General features: G+C 48.2%; 20 protein-coding genes. 6 read left to right on the forward strand and 14 right to left on the reverse strand.

Annotation, left to right across the window (positions count from 1 at the left end; all coding sequences use genetic code 11):
• Positions 1–23: 23 nt before the first annotated feature.
• From CXF70_RS03930 to lepB, 8 genes are all read right to left on the reverse strand, one after another.
• The gene (locus tag CXF70_RS03930; protein ID WP_101801623.1) at positions 24–1,094 is read right to left on the reverse strand and encodes an NAD(P)-dependent alcohol dehydrogenase; all 1,071 of its coding nucleotides are present in this window, start codon (positions 1,092–1,094) and stop codon (positions 24–26) included.
• Between the two features lie 257 nt (positions 1,095–1,351).
• Positions 1,352–2,866, reverse strand: a complete 1,515-nt coding sequence (gene hutH / locus CXF70_RS03935) for a histidine ammonia-lyase (RefSeq protein ID WP_101801624.1) — start codon at positions 2,864–2,866, stop codon at positions 1,352–1,354.
• Positions 2,867–3,007: 141 nt separating this feature from the next.
• Positions 3,008–4,348 carry a YjiH family protein gene (locus CXF70_RS03940; protein WP_369916917.1) on the reverse strand — a complete coding sequence of 447 codons (1,341 nt, stop codon included), beginning with the start codon at positions 4,346–4,348 and terminating at the stop codon, positions 3,008–3,010.
• Positions 4,349–4,641: 293 nt separating this feature from the next.
• Positions 4,642–5,586 (reverse strand): agmatinase family protein, encoded by a 945-nt coding sequence (locus CXF70_RS03945; protein ID WP_101801626.1) that lies wholly within the window; start codon positions 5,584–5,586, stop codon positions 4,642–4,644.
• A complete protein-coding gene (gene hutI, locus CXF70_RS03950; protein WP_101801627.1) occupies positions 5,583–6,830 on the reverse strand; it encodes an imidazolonepropionase in 1,248 nt (415 codons plus the stop codon). Before hutI ends, CXF70_RS03945 begins: the two co-directional genes overlap by 4 nt.
• Positions 6,823–8,505 (reverse strand): urocanate hydratase, encoded by a 1,683-nt coding sequence (gene hutU, locus CXF70_RS03955; protein ID WP_101801628.1) that lies wholly within the window; start codon positions 8,503–8,505, stop codon positions 6,823–6,825. Before hutU ends, hutI begins: the two co-directional genes overlap by 8 nt.
• A gap of 191 nt (positions 8,506–8,696) precedes the next feature.
• Entirely contained in the window at positions 8,697–10,121 is a 1,425-nt protein-coding gene (locus CXF70_RS03960; RefSeq protein WP_101801629.1) for a helix-turn-helix transcriptional regulator, read from the reverse strand.
• Between the two features lie 23 nt (positions 10,122–10,144).
• On the reverse strand, positions 10,145–10,717 hold the full coding sequence (lepB, locus tag CXF70_RS03965) for a signal peptidase I (protein ID WP_233208536.1): 573 nt from the start codon (positions 10,715–10,717) through the stop codon (positions 10,145–10,147).
• 96 nt (positions 10,718–10,813) lie between these two features.
• Between lepB and CXF70_RS03970 the strand changes: the two genes are divergently transcribed.
• The gene (locus CXF70_RS03970) at positions 10,814–11,716 is read left to right on the forward strand and encodes an acetamidase/formamidase family protein (protein ID WP_101801630.1); all 903 of its coding nucleotides are present in this window, start codon (positions 10,814–10,816) and stop codon (positions 11,714–11,716) included.
• 113 nt (positions 11,717–11,829) lie between these two features.
• Positions 11,830–12,852: a YecA family protein gene (locus tag CXF70_RS03975; protein WP_101801631.1), complete on the forward strand. Its 1,023-nt coding sequence runs from the start codon at positions 11,830–11,832 to the stop codon at positions 12,850–12,852.
• A 54-nt stretch (positions 12,853–12,906) separates the two neighbouring features.
• Here CXF70_RS03975 and CXF70_RS03980 read toward each other — a convergent pair whose 3' ends face one another.
• Complete coding sequence (locus tag CXF70_RS03980; protein WP_101801632.1) at positions 12,907–13,113, reverse strand: hypothetical protein; 207 nt, start codon at positions 13,111–13,113, stop codon at positions 12,907–12,909.
• Positions 13,114–13,378: 265 nt separating this feature from the next.
• Here CXF70_RS03980 and CXF70_RS03985 point away from each other — a divergent pair, with 265 nt between their 5' ends.
• Complete coding sequence (locus tag CXF70_RS03985) at positions 13,379–13,888, forward strand: DUF421 domain-containing protein (protein WP_101801633.1); 510 nt, start codon at positions 13,379–13,381, stop codon at positions 13,886–13,888.
• 68 nt (positions 13,889–13,956) lie between these two features.
• On the opposite strand, the gene CXF70_RS03990 is transcribed toward CXF70_RS03985, so the two are convergent.
• Positions 13,957–14,433: an acyl-CoA thioesterase gene (locus CXF70_RS03990; protein WP_084243934.1), complete on the reverse strand. Its 477-nt coding sequence runs from the start codon at positions 14,431–14,433 to the stop codon at positions 13,957–13,959.
• Positions 14,434–14,539: 106 nt separating this feature from the next.
• Here CXF70_RS03990 and CXF70_RS03995 point away from each other — a divergent pair, with 106 nt between their 5' ends.
• Complete coding sequence (locus tag CXF70_RS03995; RefSeq protein ID WP_101801634.1) at positions 14,540–15,343, forward strand: AAC(3) family N-acetyltransferase; 804 nt, start codon at positions 14,540–14,542, stop codon at positions 15,341–15,343.
• A 35-nt stretch (positions 15,344–15,378) separates the two neighbouring features.
• Here CXF70_RS03995 and CXF70_RS04000 read toward each other — a convergent pair whose 3' ends face one another.
• The 4 genes from CXF70_RS04000 to adh all read right to left on the reverse strand — a co-directional run bounded on the left by CXF70_RS04000 (position 15,379) and on the right by adh (position 18,519).
• A complete protein-coding gene (locus CXF70_RS04000) occupies positions 15,379–15,945 on the reverse strand; it encodes a Fic/DOC family protein (RefSeq protein WP_233208537.1) in 567 nt (188 codons plus the stop codon).
• Between the two features lie 16 nt (positions 15,946–15,961).
• Entirely contained in the window at positions 15,962–16,150 is a 189-nt protein-coding gene (locus CXF70_RS04005) for a hypothetical protein (protein ID WP_084246736.1), read from the reverse strand.
• Positions 16,151–16,593: 443 nt separating this feature from the next.
• Positions 16,594–16,956, reverse strand: a complete 363-nt coding sequence (locus tag CXF70_RS04010; protein ID WP_084243930.1) for a DUF779 domain-containing protein — start codon at positions 16,954–16,956, stop codon at positions 16,594–16,596.
• A gap of 42 nt (positions 16,957–16,998) precedes the next feature.
• On the reverse strand, positions 16,999–18,519 hold the full coding sequence (gene adh, locus CXF70_RS04015) for an aldehyde dehydrogenase (RefSeq protein WP_084246734.1): 1,521 nt from the start codon (positions 18,517–18,519) through the stop codon (positions 16,999–17,001).
• Positions 18,520–18,759: 240 nt separating this feature from the next.
• Between adh and rluF the strand changes: the two genes are divergently transcribed.
• Both rluF and CXF70_RS04025 read left to right on the forward strand, forming a co-directional pair.
• The gene (gene rluF, locus CXF70_RS04020; RefSeq protein WP_101801636.1) at positions 18,760–19,467 is read left to right on the forward strand and encodes a 23S rRNA pseudouridine(2604) synthase RluF; all 708 of its coding nucleotides are present in this window, start codon (positions 18,760–18,762) and stop codon (positions 19,465–19,467) included.
• A 12-nt stretch (positions 19,468–19,479) separates the two neighbouring features.
• The gene (locus CXF70_RS04025) at positions 19,480–20,196 is read left to right on the forward strand and encodes a DUF6904 family protein (RefSeq protein WP_101801637.1); all 717 of its coding nucleotides are present in this window, start codon (positions 19,480–19,482) and stop codon (positions 20,194–20,196) included.
• Positions 20,197–20,264 lie beyond the last annotated feature (68 nt).

The raw sequence follows: 20,264 nt of genomic DNA on the forward strand, positions 1-20,264 counted from the left end.
CGCGCTGCCGAAATAGGTTGATATTAATCCATCTTCAAAACAGGTTTAATGACCGAGCCATTCTCTGATTCTTCAAACGCTTTATTTATTTCATCAAATTCATAGAATTTCACCATGCGATCAAATGGAAATTGCCCTTGTTTGTAGTAGGAAATCATTTCCGGTATAAACGTTTGCGGAGTTGCATCGCCCTGACTGGTTCCGACAATGCTGGCCCCTCTTAACGCAAGGATTTCCAAAGGGATTGAAAGATGAGAATCTGTGACGACCGTAGCCAGTTTACCGAAAGAATCCAGTGCTTCGATTGCTTGTGCGACCACCATATCCACGCCGGTCGTATCAAGTGCATGCTGCACTCCTCCGCCTGTGATTTCTTGAATCTTCTCAGCAATATTTACGTCTTTGCCGCTTTTTATAGAAGCTGTAGCGCCGAGCTCTTCAGCAAGTTCCAAGCGATTTTCATGGAGATCAGCAGCAATGATATTTTTGCAGCCGCCAATTTTAGCGGCCATGATGGCACTTAACCCAACAGCACCTACCCCATACACTGCGATGGAACTGCCAGCTTCGGGCTTCAGCACATTCAATACACTGCTGGCTCCTGTTTGCAGGCCGCAGCCCAGTGGTGCCGCTAATGCCAAGTCCATGTCGTCATCAATTTTCACCACATTCCGCTGGTTGACGAGCGAGTATGTGGCAAAAGAAGATTGCCCAAAGAATCTTGAAACCAATGTATTGGTGTCTTGGTCGATATGGCTGTTTAAATTCAATTCACCGTAATGCCTGCAATGGGCAGGATGTCCGGTCATACAATTATCGCAATGCCCGCAACTGGCAAATGAGACGACCACGTGATCTCCTTTTTGGAGATCAGTAACTTCAGTGCCTGTTTCCTCAATTATTCCTGCCCCTTCATGTCCAAGGACTGCAGGCGGGTCTACCATGCCTGTGTCTCTTCCCGAAACATCCGTATGGCAAATCCCGGATGCCTTCACTTTTATCAGAACATCTTTAGGACCCAATTCGGGCAGTTCAACATCACTGATTTCAAATGGCTTTCCCGTTTCCTGGGTGATTGCTGCCTGTATTTTCATAATGATACCCACTCCTTTTATGATATTCATCACAATATGCCATGGCAATTCATCGAAACTGCTAATTGAAGCAAAGGAACCAAGATTAAAGAATCGGATTCAACTTCTTCTCTTCCCCAATATAAAATATACAAACTTTTATAAGTTACTCTGGCATCAGCCAAACTTCCGATTGCTTTGGGAATGGAAAACTTCATAGAACTGCAAAAAGCGCTGCATAACCTGCAGCGCCTATACATATCCATTTCATCAACAGCTCAAGAAACTACTTCCCTCTTTATACCAAAATAAGCCTCTTCCAATAGAAAAGCCGCAATACGCTCAATGTCCGGATTGAATACGCGGTCTTCGTCGATCGGCCCGGCTACTTTCCGGATTGCCCCGAGGCGCTCTGCTGTTCTTGGCGACATTCTGTCCGCTCCGCGGTATTCGGCTGCCTGTGCCGCACAGAAGGCTTCGATCGCCAGTACACGGCGGGCATTTTCCGTAATGTCACGGGCATGGCGCGACCCGATCGTGCCCATGCTGACATGATCTTCCTGATTGGCGGAAGATGGGATCGAATCTACCGATGCGGGATGTGCCAAGGTTTTATTTTCCGACACAAGACTTGCCGCAGCATATTGCAGAATCATCGCTCCCGATTGCAGACCCGGTTCTGGACTGAGGAATGCAGGCAGTCCTTCGTTCAATGCCGGATTGACAAGACGCTCGATGCGCCGTTCAGAAATGTTCGCGAGTTCAGCGACCGCGACTTTCAGGAAGTCCATCGCAAAAGCGATCGGCTGCCCGTGGAAGTTGCCTCCTGAAATCACCACTTCGCCGTCTTCAAAAATCAGTGGATTATCCGTAGCTGCATTCATTTCAATCTCCAATTTCTCTTTTACATATGCCAGCGTCTGCCAGCTGGCACCGTGGACTTGCGGGATGCAGCGCAGTGAATAGGCGTCCTGGACGCGTTTTTCTCCCTGCACCGTTGAAAGGCGGCTGCCGTCCAGCCACCAGCGCATGCGCTCGGCGACTGCCATTTGTTCTTTATAGCCGCGCGCCTCGTGTACCGCCGGATGAAATGCATCCATGACACCGAACAGGGATTCAAAAGTCATCGCTGCAATCCATTCGCTTTGAAGCGCCAGCGTTTCCGCTTCGATGAATGTGACTGCTCCTTGCGCTGTCATCGTTTGGGTGCCATTGATCAGTGCAAGCCCTTCTTTCGCCTGCAGTTCCACAGGAGACAGACCTTTTTCCTGCCAAACTGATGAAGCGTCTGCCGGTTCGCCGTCTTTCCAGTATTCGCCTTCCCCGATCAGCACCAATGCCAGATGCGAAAGCGGCGCCAAATCACCGGAAGCTCCCAGTGAACCTTGCTGTGGAATGACCGGATGAATCTTTTCATTGACCATCATCGCCAGCCGTTCAGCGACAATCGGACGGATTCCAGAGAAACCTTTCAATAACGCATTCAAGCGCAGCACGACCATGGCGCGTGAAACCGCTTCCGAAAAAGGGCTGCCGATGCCACATGCATGTGAGCGGATCAAATGGAGCTGCAACGGGTTTACATCTTCTTCCGATATGCTCACATCGCTGAATTTCCCGAAACCGGTATTGATGCCGTAAACGGTCTTTTTCTCCGCTACAATCCGTTCAACCGCTGCCCGACTGTTACGGACGCGCTCCATTGCCTCTTCGTCCAATTTGATCTTCTCATTCTCAAACAGGATTCTGCGCAATTGTTCAATCGTTAAATCGTTCCCTGTTAATGTAATCATTCGTTTCCCATCCCTTCGAAAAAAGATGCGATAGCAGCCGCTATCGCATCTTGAGTTACCCTCAGTATAAATTTCAGCAAACCAAAGCTCAAGTATTAATTACCATATTTTAACAAGATACAGTGGTAACGTATCAGTGCGTTAAAGGATCAGATAAGCGATTGGCGTTACGAAAACCAAAGTCAAAATGACACGCTGTACCCAAATGACAACCAATTTGGGAATGGAAAGCGGAATATCCGTCGCTACGATACAAGGGACCAACGCTGAGAAAAAGATGATGGATGAAACCGAAACCACCGCAATGACGAATTTCACCAATAGAGCGGCTTCTGCCACGAATAACGCAGGCAGGAACATCTCTGCAATGCCGAGTGCGCTGGCTTTGGCAACAAGCATCGGTTCAGGCAATTGGAGCGCCCAGGTAAACGGATAGAAAAGATAGCCAATCCAGTCGAATACCGGAGTAAATTCAGCCAGCACCAGCCCTAAAAGGCCGATTGACAGGATTGTCGGCAAAATGGCCATTGTCATTAAAAAACCGTCTTTGAGATTTTGGACGACATTATCTGCGAGCCGCGGCGCTTGTCCAACTGTTTCTTTCGCTTCTTTCCAAGCGGCAGCGAAGCGATTACCTTCTGCTTTTTGTTCAGGCTGCGGAGTTGCATCCGGATGGTAATCGTCCTTTATTTTTGATAACGGCCAGATTCTGACGGTCACCATTGTTACCAGGAAGGTCACGGCTAGAGTAACCCAGAAATATGTCAGCCACATATCCATAATATCCAGCGTTGATGCGACAACAACCATGAAAGTGGCGGAAACAGTTGAGAAGCCGGTTGCAATGACGGCCGCTTCCTTCGCTGAATATTTCCCTTCTTTATAAACACGGTTTGTGATCAGCAACCCTAATGAATAGCTGCCGACAAACGATGCCGCTGCATCAATCGCAGAACGCCCCGGTGTCTTGAAGAGCGGACGCATGATCGGCTGCAGCAAAACACCGATGAATTCAAGCAGGCCGTAACCGACCAATAATGCCAGGAACACAGCACCAATCGGCACCAATAACCCAACCGGAATAACCAGTGTATTGAAAAGGAATGGCCCCATATCAGGGTCAAACAGCCAGGCGGGACCGATATTGAAAACGATCATCACGCCGACCAGCAAGCCGACCACTTTAAAGATGGAGAATACTTTATCAACACCGCTCTTTTTCCAGGTTCCTGATGCAAATGGATAAACCGCGCCTGCAGCAATTATCGCAAGTGCATAATAAGGCAGAACGCCACTGACATTAGCGCGCAGAAAAGTAACGATGTGATCCAGCATGATCGAGTTCTTTTCACCGATTGTCACAGGTACAAAAAACATGAACGCGCCGATAAAACTGTAAACGAAGAATTTCCACATCCCCGTATTACTTTTCACTTCCGGAAAATCGTTTTCTTTAACCCCTTTTGTGACCATTTTCCCCATCCCCTTTTATTGGATTAAGTAAGTTGAATCAATAATCTAATGTAGTCGATATTCCGCAAAACAGCTGCGCTTTCCTGGGGGCTCGAGCTGAAATCCACTCGGGCTAAACGCCCGAGTGGATTTCAGCACTTCGCTTGCTCCCCTGGGAGTCTTCGCTGTTTTGCTCCATATCTTCAGAGACTTCCCTCAGCGCCGGCGCGCCTCCGGACTGGTCGGAGCAATAAGACGAGTGTCCTTCTCGGCTTATTGCGGGAGACTTGTCCAAAGCGCCGAAGCGGTATATAAAAGCTATTTCAACTTGTAGAACTTCTCATCGCAACGCCTGTCATAAACTGCAGCCACGCATACACCCCTGTTTTGACTGTGGCTGCCACATGATCATCTTTCTGCGGATCCAGGCAGACAAAATCGATATGCCGCACTTTCTCCGTTTTTCCTATCTCCAATAAAGCTTCAAATAACTCTTCTGATTTCATTCCGCCCGGCGTCGAAGCAGGGACCCCCGGAGCCACACTGATGTCGAGCACATCCATGTCGATCGTGGCGTAGATGCGGTCCACATGGTCAAGAGCTTCCACTGCTTTGCGGATTGTTTCAGTTAAACCTGCCTTTCTCGCTTCCCGCATTGTCACCATCCTGATGCCGTTTTGATCCGCGTATTCAACCAGGTCTTTCGTATTGAAATAGCCGTGAAGACCGATATTCACAACATCTTCCCCTCGAACCGTTTCGCCATCGATCAGTTGGCGGATTGGCGTACCGTTCGCTGGCCCCAGTTCCTTGGGGTCGCGCACATCGAGATGCGTATCGAGCTGCAGAATACCGATGCGTTCACCGGAAAAGGCTTTTTTCACCCCTCTGACAGCGCAGGCCGTCGTCGAGTGGTCGCCGCCGATCATGCAGGTGAATTTGCTGTCGGCCAAACCTTCCACCGATTCTTCAATGCGCCGCTGCGATTCTTTGATGTTCGTCGTGTGCATGGCGACGTCACCCGCATCACGCACTGAAATTTTTGTCAGATCGATTCGTTCGTCCAGATTGTAGGCGGCAAAGCCTTTCCACATTTTACGGAAAGCTTCGGGATATTCCGAAGCCGCTGAAGCGGAGATGGACGAACGCGAGAGCGGCGCGCCGAAAAGGACGACATCCGCTTCCCCTTCCTGTTTCACCCAATGATGCACATGAGTCACTCTGTCCGCTGGCTGCCATGCCCATTCCGGTCTTTTCAAATAACTCATCCGACCACCTTCTCGCCATTTTTCCAAACCGATTCAACATGATTCACGCCGAATAAATACTGGAGTTCCTGATACGATTTCACTTTCCACAGAACAACATCCGCCTGTTTGCCGACTTCAATCGATCCGGCCCGGTTTTCACGCTTGATGGCACAGGCGGCATTATACGTCGCAGCCACCAAAGCTTCCGCAGGCGTCAGGCGCATCGAGATGCAGGCCAGGTTCATGACCAGCGGCATGGAGACGGTCGGCGATGACCCCGGATTGCAGTCAGTCGATATCGCAACCGCTACTCCCGAGTCGATCATTTTACGGCCCTGTGCCGCTTCCTCGCGGAGATAAAGGGCTGTTGCAGGAAGAAGGCAGGCGATTACGCCGGCATCCGCCATCGCCTTGATGCCTTCATCGGAAGCTTTCAATAGATGCTCCGCTGAAATGGCGCCGACTTTCGCAGCCAGTTCCGCTCCGCCGTAAGAGACGATTTCATCAGCGTGGATTTTTGGCGTCAGGCCGTACTTTTTGCCAGCTTCCAGAATGCGCTCAGACTGTTCCGGCGTATAGACATTCTTTTCGCAGAACACGTCGTTGAATTCTGCCAAGTCCGCAACTTCCGGCAGCATTGTTTCTATTAAATAATCGACGAACTCATCTTCTTTTCCTTTGTATTCGGACGGCACCGCATGCGCGCCCATGAACGTCGGCACCAGATCAATCGGGTGCTCCGCGTTCAATCGTTTCATGACCTTCAATTGCTTCAGCTCTGTTTCCAGGTTCATGCCGTAGCCGCTTTTGCCTTCAACCGTTGTCACGCCGTGTTCAAGGAACGAGTCCAGCCGCTTTATCGTCTGTTCCACCAATTCCTCTTCCGTCGCTTCACGGGTCATGCGCATCGTGGCGTGGATTCCGCCGCCGGCATTCATAATGTCCATATAGGAAACGCCCTGCAGCCGTTTTTCAAATTCGCCTTCGCGGCTTCCGCCATACGCGACATGTGTATGCGGATCCACTAGCCCCGGCGTCACCAATTGCCCTTTGGCATCGATGACTTCGGCTTCCGCTGAACGGTCAGCGTATTTCTCTTCCAATTGGGCTGTTGTGCCTACTGCCGCTATCTTTCCATCCTCAAGCCAGACACTGCCGTCTTCAATCAATCCAAGTTCGCTCATCGCTTCTTTAGATCTTGGGCCCTGCTGGCCTTTGATGGTTGCAAGCTGTGCATGTTTAATCCAAACCGCTTTAGTCATTTTTCTGGTTTCCACCTTTCATCATCGGAATGTTAACGCCTTTTTCACGCGCTGTTTTCTCGGCGATTTCGTAGCCGGCATCGACGTGGCGCGCGACACCCATTCCCGGATCTGTCGTCAATACTCTTTCCAGACGCGCTTCGGCATCTTTCGTGCCATCCGCAACTATGACCATACCGGAGTGTATGGAATAGCCCATGCCGACACCGCCGCCGTGATGAAGCGAAACCCATGTCGCGCCGCCGACCGCGTTGACCATGGCGTTAAGGATCGGCCAGTCAGCAACAACATCCGAGCCGTCTTTCATCGATTCGGTTTCGCGGTTCGGCGATGCCACGGAACCGGAATCCAAGTGGTCGCGCCCGATAACGATCGGAGCGCTCAACTCGCCGCTCGCCACCATATCGTTGATGATCTTTCCGAAGCGGGCGCGTTCGCCGTACCCGAGCCAGCAGATCCGCGCAGGCAATCCCTGAAACTGGATTTTTTCCTGCGCCATCTTGATCCAATTGCAAAGATGCGTGTTGTAGCTGAATTCACGTAAAATCACTTTATCCGTCTTGCGGATGTCTTCCGGATCGCCGGATAGCGCCACCCATCGGAATGGACCTTTGCCTTCACAGAATTGCGGACGGATATAAGCCGGTACAAATCCAGGGAAATCAAACGCATTTTCGACGCCTTCGTCTTTTGCGACCTGGCGGATATTATTGCCGTAATCAAATGTAATGGCGCCTTTTTCTTTCATTTCCAGCATTGAACGAACATGCTGCGCCATCGACGCTTTCGACAGCTTGACATATTCCGTTGGATTGGATTCCCGCAGAGCAGCTGCATCCTCCAAGGACATTTTCGACGGAATATAGCCGTTCAATGGATCATGCGCCGAAGTCTGATCCGTCAGGACATCCGGTGTAAAGCCCCTGTCGATCATTTCCGGCAGGACATCCGCAGCATTGCCCAATAAGCCGATGGATAACGCGCGCCCTTCCTGCTTCGCTTCTTCAGCCAAGCGGATCGCTTCGTCGAGTGAATCTGTTTTTACGTCTGTATAGCGTGTGGCGATGCGGCGATCGATGCGGGTCTCATCCACTTCAATGCCGATGCAGACACCGCCGGCCATCGTGACCGCCAACGGCTGTGCGCCGCCCATGCCGCCGAGTCCTGCAGTCAGCGTAATTGTCCCTTTCAGCGACTCGCCGAAATGCTGTTTCGCAAGTTCCGCAAACGTTTCATACGTCCCCTGCACGATGCCCTGCGAACCGATGTAGATCCAGCTACCGGCTGTCATCTGGCCATACATCATCAACCCTTTCTTATCGAGTTCATGGAACGTTTCCCAATTTGCGTAAGCCGGAACAATATTTGAGTTGGCAATCAACACTCGCGGCGCATTTTCATGCGTCTTGAAAATAGCGACCGGTTTGCCGGACTGCACCATCAGCGTTTCATCGTTCTCCAGTTCTTTCAATGAACGTACGATAGCGTCAAAACTTTCCCAGTTTCTCGCCGCTTTGCCGATACCACCGTAGACGACCAGATCTTCGGGCCGTTCCGCCACATCGGGATCCAGATTATTCATCAGCATGCGCAATGCCGCTTCCTGCTGCCACCCTTTTGTATTAAGCTTTGTGCCTGTATATTGAATCACTTTTTGTTCTGAAACCGTTTTCATTTCGACTTCCTCCTTTGTGTATATTTTCATTCTATATGAATTATTCAGTTAATTATTTATAATTTATTTCATTTATTTAGTTTTATTTACTTTAATTTTGAATAAAACAGTCGATTTTAGAATTATTTTTCAAATCACTTTATTTTCATGAATTTTAAACAAATTTTAAACGGCCTTCCGAAGAAGACCGTTCAATCCATCGTATGAAGTTCTCCCTGCCGATATTGGGAAGGAGTCAATTTTTCACGTTTCTTATAGACTGCACTGAAATAAGAAGCATTGCCGAAGCCGCTGAGCCGAGCCACTTCATCGAGTGGTATATCCGTCTCTTTCATAAGCCGGTTGGCTTCACGTATGCGGATCTGCATCAGCAGGTCGCTGAACTTCCGGCCGCTCTGCTTTTGGAATCTGCGGCTTAATGTGCTCTTATTCATGCGCAGCTGTTCAGCACAGGCCGATAAATTCCAATCCGGATTCCAGTAATTCGCTTCCATGAGCGCACGGATTTCTTCCGAAGCGGGTGATTCTCCGCTTTCCGCATGCTTCACTGCTGCGGACACCACATTCACAATAAAGTTCAATGTGGATTGCGCGATCTTATAGACGACGGGATCTTTGACGATCACTTCAAAAATTTCATGATAGCGCTGCTCCCATTGCTCATCCTGCAAATGGACGGACTTCATGTATCGGCGCGCCTGGGCAAGGACACTTGTCAGCCGAACGCGGATCATTTCCGGATCTGGATATGGACGCGAATAGGAAAGAAATTCATGCTGCATCCAGGCATGGATGGCCCGTGTGTCTTTCCTCTCCAGCATTTCAATCCATTCGCGCTGCTCAACCGGCGTCAAAAATGGGTCCAGCGGCTGCCAGCCAATCGGTTCATATTCAATGACAGTAATATCATAGCCTTCATAAAAGATCAGAGAAGTCATATCCCTTGTTCCCTGATAATAGTCTTTCAGCCGCAGCTGGCGGTTAGCGTTGACGAAAATCGACAGGTCCTCCCGGTTCTCCCGTTTCCAGGATTCATAGAACATCCGGCTTTCTTCGATGCAGGCCTGCTCATCATCCGTCAGAAACGCAGCTAAAACAAAATCGGAAAAAGCGAAGATTTCCGCCCCTTTATGAAAAGGATAATTTTTCAGCTGCTTGCTCAACAGCGGATAGCCCGCTTTATCCGGCAACACGAATGCAGCCAACGTCACAGCTGGGGTCAGAACTTCAGCATCAAAGAAATCTTCGTATCTGAGAAGCGTCTGTTTCAAGCTTCCTTCACTTGTTTTTTCATTGCGAAGCTGGAAGCGGATCTGCTGCAGCTGCTTTACGAGAAGCAGTGGATCGAATGGCCGAAACAGCAAATCGGCCGCTTTCCCTTTTAAAGCCCGGTAAGCCGTCATGAATGTGCGGTCGGATGACAAACCGACCCATGAAATATTGCGCTGGTTCAATTCCTTTTCCAGATCATCGGTCCACATATCCATATCAACCACCAGGCAGTCTGCCCGAGCATCCTTTGAAAATGAGACGGAGACCCCGTTCATATGCGACTCCATCACCCACTTCAATCCTTGGGCTTCCAGTTCGTTCTGAGAAATCACCGCAATTTCCATAAAGACTCCCCTTTCCTTCGACGCTATTTGACCGGTCCCAAATGGTCAACTGGTGACAGCCTGAACTTCACTTCCCCAAGGATATTATCGCCTTTGATAAAGCCGAGCATCCTGGAATCGACACTGTTCAGGCGATTATCGCCCATCACAAAGTAATAACCGGCAGGCACAGTCACTGCCGCAAAATCTTCCGTCAATTGACTGAATCCCAATTGTTCTGCCACTTTCCTGTTTTGCTCAAGATAAGGTTCGTCTGTCTCTATGCCATTAATATATAGATGGTCGTTGTTCATTTCCACCACGTCTCCCGGAATTCCAACTACACGCTTCAAATAATTTCTATCCTCAGCCACTTTGAACACAATCATATCGGAATGTTCGATTTCACTTATTTTCATCAGGATGATGCGGTCATTTTCCTCAAATGTCGGCATCATCGACTTGCCGTGCACTTCAACTGGTTCAAATATGTATTGCCGGGCGCCCAGAACGACCAATGAGGCTAAAATGATTACTTTCATCCAGGCAATCAACCGCTCAGAAGGTTCTTCGATCAATTCAGCTTCCTCCTTCAACGCCACTTTGTTTTCTCTCATCATACTATACTGCTGAACTGGGCGCATCCAGGGTTTTGCTATTCAAAGTGGCAGTTGCTACAATTAACTAAATAGTAAGAAAAGGAGTGATTTTCTGTGCATAAACTGTCCAACAATGATGTCATTTATTCTTTTTCAAGAAAAAACGCCCCCGTACTCCGTGTGAATTCGGGAGATACGGTCAGCATTGATACCTGCGATTGCTTCACCGACCAGATCCATTCGGCGGATCAGGAAGTGGCTGCGATCGACTGGAACCGGATCAATCCGGCAACTGGTCCTGTCTATGTGGAAGGAGCTTCCGCCGGCGATTTACTCAAAGTGACAATCGATGAACTTGAAATCGGTGATCAGGGCGTCATGGTCACAGGTCCGGATCTTGGTGTCATGGGCCACCGCCTTGAGGAGATGGAATCCAAAATCATTCCGATCAGGGACGGTAAAGCCATTTTCAATGAAAAATTGCATCTGCCATTGAACCCGATGATCGGTGTCATCGGTGTTGCCCCTGAAGGTGAACCGGTTTCCTGTGGGACGCCCGGTGCTCACGGCGGCAATATGGATACAAAGCACATCACCCAAGGCGCCACCCTCTACTTTCCCGTCTTTACCGAAGGTGCATTGTTTGCCCTTGGTGATTTCCATGCCGCCATGGGCGACGGCGAAGTCAGCGTTTCCGGCATTGAAGTGCCAGGACGCGCCACGGTGACCCTTGAAGTGGTGAAAGGCTTCCATTCCAAATTCCCAGTACTGATTAACAGCGAAGGGGTTTCACTTCTCGTCTCCGCAATGACGCTCGATGAAGCTGTAAAAGTCGCCACTGAAGAGATGATCGATCTATTATTGCCGTTCACGGATTTGAGCGTCAGCGAAATGACCATGCTCATGAGTGCGGCCGGCGAAGCGCAGATCAGCCAAGTCGTCGATCCACTGGTAACGGCGCGCTTCTTCGTTCCTCAGCACATTCTGGAAGCTTTAGAAATTAAGTTATTTTCATAGGTCTAAAAGACCAATCATTTGCGATTCCCCTACCAAAAGTGCGTCAGAATCGTCGGACTTTTGAGCGAAACCGCAATGTATGGTACACTCAAGAAAAAATGTAGGTGATTAGAATGGTAGGAAGAAATGATCCTTGCCCATGCGGCAGCGGAAAAAAATACAAGAAATGTCACGGAAAAGAACAAACTGTCTCGGTAAATGACTTGGTGAACGAAGAACTATTCAAAGTGCGCCAGTTGTTCTTTTCAGAAAACCCGAATCAGGAACAGCTTGCGGATTTCCGTGAATTGCAGCAGGAATGGCAGCCTCGCCTGATGAAAACAATGGCAGAAAATGATGCACAGGCATTTGTCATCGAGAATTTTCTGTTCATGAAAAAACCTGAACTTTGGCAGGAACACCTGGATAAGCAGATTGAACTTTCCCAGCGCCCTACCACTCAGGACGTCCTGAAAAACTGGAACGACGTAAAAGTCTTCGTCGGCCAATATGTAAAAGGCGATGAAAGCTCTGCTCAATTCAAAGATGCCTTTACCGGCCATATGTACACAATGGCTGACCAGCCACCGACAGATATGGAAGACGGACAAGGCTTGCTTGCAATCCTGTTGCCTGATTCACGCGTCGGTGAAGAAGGTGCTTTATTCCTTAATGGCTACTTGACGATTGTCGGCGAATTCGCTCCTTACTTTGAACAATTAAAAGCGGAGATGGCGAAAGAGAATGCAACTGACGGCGAACAATACGTTCGCGACAATTATTTGGCGGTTGTTGAAAGCATCGTCAAATACTCTACCGGAACTGTAGATGAAAGCATCGACCTTTCACCTGAACACCAGTCTGTCATGGACGAATTGCAAAAGCATGTCCAGGAAGCCGATTTTGACGCGGAAACGGTAGATAATGTGACCAGCATCATGAACAGCTACCTGGCAAGCCAGCAGCCAAGCGTCCAAAAACCGGAGGCACTTGTCGGCGGTTATTGGAGATTCCTGCAGGATCATGAGTTGATCAAGGGACCTATGCTTGCTCCTAAACAATTAAGCGAAAAGTTCGGCGTGGCTTCAAGCACCATCCTGAAGCGTTCAAAAGAATTCAGCTCATATTTTGATGAGCTATTGGCTAAAGCTAAATAAGCAGGTATAAAGCAAAGAGTCGACCGAAGAAATTTCGGCCGACTCTTTGCTTTTTTATTTTCTCCTCCGAAATCTGACCAATATATACGCAAGGATCCCAGTGACTGCAAGGAACAGATAGAGACGGATGAAGGCCGGTTCAAACCACAGTATATCTGTAAACGATATAAAGTAGTTAAGTATGGCTGCCAGCAGCATAAGGACTGCCAATCCAAAAATGACCAATCCCGTATAGCGGATGAACTTCAGAAACGTTTTCATCACAAGCGCTCCTTTTACTGAATTTCTTACTTCTTTACATACCCTCTTTGCGCAAACTAAGCTCCCTGAACAGAGCCTTATCTTTTTCAGGAACGGATTCACCCAAAACTGTTTGTTCAGAAGTTTATGGGGAAAAGATGGAATATGGGAAAACTTTGTGAATGACGGGGATAACTCAGCGTTTATTCCGAAAACATAAAGCGGAGTTATCAACATGTTGATAAGTTGGAAAAAGTGTATTTTTCCACAGAAAGGAGTCTGAAGAATGTTTGAAATAACCTGGAGCAGCTTTACTCGAATCGTGACCGTCGGTTTTCTGGCTTATAGCGGCTTGGTTTTTTTTCTTCGAATTTCAGGAAAACGGACACTGACTAAATTGAATGCATTCGATCTTGTTGTGACTGTGGCCCTCGGTTCCACTTTGGCTACCATATTGCTCAACAATAAAATCAGCCTTTTCGAAGGGCTGACTGCATTTGGTTTATTGATCGGCGGACAATACATCATGACATTTTTGGCGGTACGATCAAAGACTTTTAATAAGTTCATAAAATCCGAACCCAAATTATTGTATCTGAACGGCAACTTTTTGGAAGATGCGATGAAAAAAGAACGGATCAACAGAGTGGAAATTTTGCAGTCCATCCGCAACCAGGGCAAAGGCAGCCTTGAAGAAGTGCAGGCTGTAGTGCTTGAAACCGATGGCAGTATGTCCGTCATCCAAGGAGAGCCGGGCAATACGCTGGCCAATGTTAAATCTGATAAGAAGATATAAAAAAAGGTTCCGGCTGTTTTTTGCCGGAACCTTTTTCTGATAAGATACAGCTGCCGGGCCTTTCGGGATTAACGTGGCGTTTTCGCTCTCTGCTTGCGGTGTTCCCGGCGCGCTGGCGCCGTTTCGAAAAACAGCTTCTCGCCTTCTGATTCGGGGATGACAGCCGGAACTGGCGTTGGTTTGCCGTCATCGCCCATCGCCACCATGGTCAGGAAGGATTCAGTTGTAAGCCGTTCTTCCCCTGTCTGGAGATTTTTCGATTTCACCCTTACATAGACTTCCATGGAAGTGCGGCCCGTTGACGTGACATTCGCTTCAAGCTCAAGCACATCTCCTACGTGTGCCGAAGAAAGGAAGTCGACCGAATCGATGGAAGCTGTCACTACGACTTGCCGACGGGCATGTTTCATTGCCGTAATGCCTGCAATTTCATCGATATACGCCAGAACTTTCCCTCCAAAAATTGAATTCATGTGGTTCGTGTCTGGCGGAAGCACCAATTTCGTCTGGATTGTCCGTGATTCTTTCATTAGCCTTGCTTCCATAATTTTCACTCCTACTTTTTTAATCAATATATACTAATGCTATACGCAATATTTCAGGTCGGCAACTTTTAGCCGTATGATATATTGAACTTACAGGAGGTGCATTATGTCAGAATTAATGAGTATTTTAAATACACCTGAGTTCCAATCGAAAGATTCATTGAAAACACAACTTAAAGAACTCGGCATCCAAGAATGTGATCAGCTTATGGTCCACTCTTCGCTGAAGTCGATGGGGTGGATTGCGGGCGGTGCCCAGGCAGTCGTCGAAGCGCTGATGGAAACAGTGACTGGGAGCGGCACCCTCGTAATGCCTTCACAATCCGCTGACAACTCAGATCCGGTGTATTGGATGGAGCCCCCTATCCCTGAAAACTGGCACGCGGATTTGCGGGAGAACCTTCCTGCCTATGACCCCCATCTGACGGGGCTCAGAGGCATGGGGAAAATCGCCGAATGCTTTCACCGGCACCCTGCCACGATCCGGAGCCCCCATCCGTCCCATTCTTTTATGGCCTGGGGCGCTGACGCAGCAGAGTGGATGCGTGACCATCCCATTGAAGATTCATTCGGCGAAGGCTCACCGCTTGCGAAAATGATGAAGGCTGAAATGAAAATCCTGTTCATTGGCGTCGGCTTTGATTCGTGTACCGCTTTGCATTACGCCGAATTTGCACAGGACGATCGGACAACTTCTCCGCAAGGCGCTGCAGTCATGCAGAACGGCGAACGGGTATGGCAACGGTTCGAATGCGTCGATATGGATTCGGACCGTTTTCCCGAAATCACCAAAGATTTTGAGGGTGACATCAGAACCGGCAAGCTTGGCCAGGCGGAGGTCAAACTAGTCTATATGAGGCCATTGGTGGAATTCGGCATCGAGTGGCTGCGGGAAAATAAAAAACAATAAAACCATAGGATCGCCGCTTTTCAAATGCGGCGATCCTATGGTTTTATCATTTCATCAAGAAGATTTTCCAGCCGGTCGTTAGTCGAATTGAACGAGTCCACGAATGCGTTGATGATTTCAGCTGGCCCTGCAATTTTCTCCCAGTCCAGCTGGTAGCCTGCGTTCGCCATCAATTGGCGCGCAAATTCGCGGACTGTCCGGCCGTTGCCTTCCCTGAATGGATGCAATGCATTGAGTTCTGCAAGATAATGGGCCAAACGCTCGATCATCTTATCGCGCGGAAGGTCCTTTAAGTAATTCTCTTCTTTCAGTTCGTTGAAAATCCGGTGCATCTGCACTTCGATGTGATCCGGGTGTGCGAAAGACGACGAACCCTTGGAAATCATCTCTTTGCGCAATTCACCAGCAAACGGATAAATGTCCTGAAGAATGGTCCGATGAATATCGATAAAAGCGTCCATATCCAAAGGATCAGCCGGCTTCTTCAACTTCAGTTCGGAGAGGCGCAGCAAGGTGTACACCGTTTCCAATTCCTTCAGTTTATTGTCATCATGAATGGAAAAATGATTGACCAGAACATCCGTGCCCGGATAGCAATACATGGAAGAATGCTTATACCTAGACATCAAATCTGTTTCGAATGGCCTTATGGAATTGAGCTTCCGTTTTTTCCCCTGTCAAAACCGACCGTACAAAGTTACAGTCCTCATGTGTCACATCAAAGCCCTCGATATGGAGCGAATGTGAGGCATAGGAAATCGCATGTTCGGCTTGTTCAAAAGAAATCCGGTTAACTAATTTCGTCAAATTGATGACCACCTTTCATTCTTCCATTATACCATTTTACAAGCGCGGAATCTATTGACAGCAAGCGTTTTTGAGTAAAAAACTCACTTTCTTCCGCTTGCTGTTCCTCGTATTTTTATGGATTTCAGAAGGAATGAAAATCATGCAGTTTATCATTTCAAATTCTTTACAGAAATAATTATTTTTAAGTTTTGGCAGCTCAAAAATTAAATTACTTGAATTTATAATTCCATAATTTGGCGATACTTTCCGGTTCAACCAAAATACTTTCCAGTTCTCCTAAAATACTTTCCAAAATACCTGAAATACTTTCCAATTCGACTCAAATACTTTCCAATTTCATTTCAGGAATTCGCAAGTGATTTAATTGTATATTTATAACAGTCCCACTCCAATAATTTTGCCAAACAATAAAAGACGGGAGCAAAATCCCGTCTTCATCTTCACACTTGTTCCTGCAATTCCTTCGATTCTTCCGAAGTAAACGCGCGGGACCTTGTCAGGAAACGTTTCCCTTCAACGCCTTCCAGTGAAAACATCCCTCCGCGTCCCGGCACTACATCGATGATCAATTGGGTGTGTCGCCAATAATCAAACTGATTTTTGTGCATATAGAATTTGCTTCCGCCGATTTCACCCATCAGCACATCCTGGTCACCGATAAAGAGGTCACCTTCCGGATAGCACATCGGCGAGCTGCCGTCACAGCAGCCGCCTGACTGGTGGAACATCAGTGGGCCATGCTTCTCTTTTAAAAACTCGATCAATTCAAGGGCGGCATCAGTAGCTGTTACACGTTCAACCATTGCAATCCCTTCCTTTCAATGAAGAAGGACCTTTTCTTTCGATCAAAAGAACCCTTGCTTGTCCTGGCTGTAGCTGACCAGCATGTTTTTCGTGTTTTGGTAATGGTCCAGCATCATTTTATGGTTTTCACGGCCGAAACCGGACATTTTGTAGCCGCCGAATGCAGCATGGGCTGGATATTGGTGATAGCAGTTTGTCCAGACGCGTCCCGCTTGGATGCCGCGGCCGAAACGGTAAGCCGTATGCGTATCGCGGGTCCAGATGCCTGCTCCAAGGCCATATAATGTATCATTGGCGATTTCCATCGCTTCTTCTTTCGTTTTAAAAGTCGTTACGGAAACAACCGGCCCAAAAATCTCTTCCTGGAAAATCCGCATTTTATTGTTTCCTTTAAATACAGTCGGTTTGATATAGAAACCTTCCGCCAAATCGCCTTCAAGCACATTCCGGTCGCCGCCTGCAAGGACTTCGGCGCCTTCCTGCTTGCCGATATCCAGATAGGACATAATTTTTTCCATCTGTTCCTGCGAAGCCTGAGCTCCCATCATCGTTTCCGGATCAAGCGGATTACCAAGTTTGATCGCTTCAACGCGTTTCAACGCACGTTCCATGAATTCTTCATAAATATCCTCCTGGATGAGCACGCGCGATGGGCAAGTACACACCTCGCCTTGATTTAGTGCGAACATGACAAACCCTTCAATCGCTTTATCAAGGAAAGCATCATCCTGGTCCATCACATCCTTGAAGAAGATGTTCGGTGATTTGCCGCCCAGCTCCAAAGTGACCGGAATCAGGTTTTGCGATGCATATTGCATGATCATCCGGCCAGTAGTCGTTTCACCTGTGAAGGCGACTTTCGCGACTCGTGGACTGGATGCAAGCGGCTTCCCTGCTTCAAGACCGAAGCCGTTGACGATATTCAATACGCCCGGCGGCAGCAGATCCCCTACCAGTTCAGCCCATACCAGGATGCTTGCAGGCGTCTGTTCTGCCGGTTTCAATACGACACAGTTTCCTGCAGCAAGCGCCGGCGCCAGTTTCCAGGTGGCCATAAGAAGCGGGAAGTTCCACGGAATGATTTGGGCAACCACTCCGAGAGGCTCATGGAAGTGATACGCGACAGTGTCGTCATCCAGTTGGCTGAGCGATCCTTCCTGCGCACGGATAACGCCTGCAAAATACCGGTAATGGTCGATCGCCAAAGGAATATCAGCATTCAGGGTTTCCCGTACCGCCTTGCCATTGTCCCAGGTTTCGGCAACTGCCAGCATTTCAAGATTCTGCTCCATCCGGTCGGCGATCTTCAAAAGAATATTAGCGCGTTCAGTAACTGATGTCTTGCCCCAGGCATCCTTCGCTGCATGGGCCGCGTCAATCGCTGCTTCAACATCTTCGGCTGTCGAACGGGCAATTTCCGTGAACTTTTTGCCGTTTACAGGAGAAACGTTATCAAAATACTGTCCCTTTGCCGGCGCTTTCCACTCGCCGTTAATATAGTTTTCGTACCTTTCCTTGAACGAACTCTTTGCACCAGCTGTATTCGGAATTGCGTATTCCATTACCATTCTGTTTCCTCCCCTTGATTGGTTTGCCGTTATGTATGCGCTTTCATTATACTGTCGATTTGGCTGCGCATAATGAAACAGCTTACCTTCTATATTGTCAAACAAATTAGAAAATTGCAATAGATTATACTTTCTTTTTCGCTGTAAAAGTAATCAGCCCTTCGTTTTGTTCTGTCCCTTTTGAGGGTATAATGGAAACACACAGCAAATTCTACAAATCGAAGGGATTTTATTATGCGAATCAACAAATTTTTAAGTGAGACCGGGATCACCTCCCGCCGCGGCGCGGATAAATTTATCGAAGCCGGCCGCGTTACCATTAACAGCGCTCCGGCGGAACTCGGCAGCAAAGTGCAGCCGGGTGATCAAGTGCATGTCGACGGCAAGCTGATCGAACAGCCGCAGCAGGAATACGTCTATATCGCTTTGAATAAACCGGTTGGCATCACAAGCACGACCGAACGCCACATCGAAGGGAATATCGTCGATTTCGTCAATCACGCTGAACGGATTTTCCATGTCGGACGCCTGGATAAAGATTCAGAAGGATTGATCCTTCTGACAAACGACGGCGACATCGTCAATGAAATTCTGCGGGCGGAAAATGAACACGAAAAAGAATATATTGTCAGAGTCGATATGCCGATCACCGATTCTTTCCTGAAAAAAATGCGGGAAGGCGTTGAAATTCTGGATACAGTCACGCTTCCGGCAAAAGCCGAGAAACTGACGAAATATATTTTCAAATTGACGATCAAACAGGGATTGAACCGCCAGATCCGCCGGATGTGTACAGCACTTGGCTATGAAGTTCGCAGCCTGCAGCGGATCCGGATCATGAATATCCAGCTCGGAGATCTGCCTATAGGCGAATGGCGTGATCTTACAGATGATGAACGCAATGAATTATTCAAGCAGCTCGACTACAAACCGAAACGTTGAGGAGGATTTTGCATGCTGACGATGAAGAGTACACCGAATCATACCGGTGTAAAAATTAGCGGTGATTATTTTGACCTGGATGAGTTGAACCAGGCATTTTATAAAGTGATCGGCAAAGAAGACCAGTATCACGGCTATGAGGGTTCACGCCGGCGCATACTCGGGATTTCATATGAAATCCGCCATGCTGCCCAAGGCGACCGCAATGTGGACTTCGTCTTCAACGGCCTCCATGAACACACGATGAAGCAGCACGGATTTATCGCACCTGAAAAAAACATTTATTTTTCTGCAGAAATCCTTTGGCCTGAATTGATTTACGCGGCAATTGCGCTGAAGGATTTCGTGAGCCTTTATCAGAAACGGGTTTCACAATCGATATGGGATGTTCATCTGCCGGTCATCTATCGTTTCCAGTCGCTTGTTCTGGATTGCCTGCAGGGCCATGTTCCCGATGAAGAATACGAGACGATTTTAAAAGGTTTTAACCAGCCCGTCACAGTGGATGATTACGCCATTCAATATGTGGACCTGATGAACCTCAAGTATATCGGCATGACAAAAGAGCAGCGCGAAAAGAGCCTTTCCACAATTGCTATGAAACTGGCTGTACAGGACAATGATTATCAGGCATTTCGCAAACAGGTTCTTTCTGCCGCCACACCCGGCAAGAAGCAAATACATGAAATCGAAGTATCCGCAAAGTATCCCGAGGACTTCGAATGGTGATTTGAGAATTTCCATCTCAAAAGTATAGATTGACAGAAAAAATCCCAAGCCGTTTGACTTGGGATTTT

This window comes from Planomicrobium sp. MB-3u-38 (genome assembly GCF_002836425.1).
Taxonomy (GTDB): Bacteria; Bacillota; Bacilli; order Bacillales_A; family Planococcaceae; genus Planococcus; species Planococcus okeanokoites.

Excerpts from the sequence above, each read along its gene's own strand:
- CXF70_RS03930 (WP_101801623.1), bottom strand. The coding sequence starts at position 1,094 with ATGAAAATACAGGCAGCAATCACCCAGGAAACGGGAAAGCCATTTGAA.
- hutH (WP_101801624.1), bottom strand. The coding sequence starts at position 2,866 with ATGATTACATTAACAGGGAACGATTTAACGATTGAACAATTGCGCAGA.
- CXF70_RS03940 (WP_369916917.1), bottom strand. The coding sequence starts at position 4,348 with ATGGGGAAAATGGTCACAAAAGGGGTTAAAGAAAACGATTTTCCGGAA.
- CXF70_RS03945 (WP_101801626.1), bottom strand. The coding sequence starts at position 5,586 with ATGAGTTATTTGAAAAGACCGGAATGGGCATGGCAGCCAGCGGACAGA.
- hutI (WP_101801627.1), bottom strand. The coding sequence starts at position 6,830 with ATGACTAAAGCGGTTTGGATTAAACATGCACAGCTTGCAACCATCAAA.
- hutU (WP_101801628.1), bottom strand. The coding sequence starts at position 8,505 with ATGAAAACGGTTTCAGAACAAAAAGTGATTCAATATACAGGCACAAAG.
- CXF70_RS03960 (WP_101801629.1), bottom strand. The coding sequence starts at position 10,121 with ATGGAAATTGCGGTGATTTCTCAGAACGAACTGGAAGCCCAAGGATTG.
- lepB (WP_233208536.1), bottom strand. The coding sequence starts at position 10,717 with ATGAGAGAAAACAAAGTGGCGTTGAAGGAGGAAGCTGAATTGATCGAA.
- CXF70_RS03975 (WP_101801631.1), top strand. The coding sequence starts at position 11,830 with ATGGTAGGAAGAAATGATCCTTGCCCATGCGGCAGCGGAAAAAAATAC.
- CXF70_RS03980 (WP_101801632.1), bottom strand. The coding sequence starts at position 13,113 with ATGAAAACGTTTCTGAAGTTCATCCGCTATACGGGATTGGTCATTTTT.
- CXF70_RS03985 (WP_101801633.1), top strand. The coding sequence starts at position 13,379 with ATGTTTGAAATAACCTGGAGCAGCTTTACTCGAATCGTGACCGTCGGT.
- CXF70_RS03990 (WP_084243934.1), bottom strand. The coding sequence starts at position 14,433 with ATGGAAGCAAGGCTAATGAAAGAATCACGGACAATCCAGACGAAATTG.
- CXF70_RS03995 (WP_101801634.1), top strand. The coding sequence starts at position 14,540 with ATGTCAGAATTAATGAGTATTTTAAATACACCTGAGTTCCAATCGAAA.
- CXF70_RS04000 (WP_233208537.1), bottom strand. The coding sequence starts at position 15,945 with ATGTATTGCTATCCGGGCACGGATGTTCTGGTCAATCATTTTTCCATT.
- CXF70_RS04010 (WP_084243930.1), bottom strand. The coding sequence starts at position 16,956 with ATGGTTGAACGTGTAACAGCTACTGATGCCGCCCTTGAATTGATCGAG.
- adh (WP_084246734.1), bottom strand. The coding sequence starts at position 18,519 with ATGGAATACGCAATTCCGAATACAGCTGGTGCAAAGAGTTCGTTCAAG.
- rluF (WP_101801636.1), top strand. The coding sequence starts at position 18,760 with ATGCGAATCAACAAATTTTTAAGTGAGACCGGGATCACCTCCCGCCGC.
- CXF70_RS04025 (WP_101801637.1), top strand. The coding sequence starts at position 19,480 with ATGCTGACGATGAAGAGTACACCGAATCATACCGGTGTAAAAATTAGC.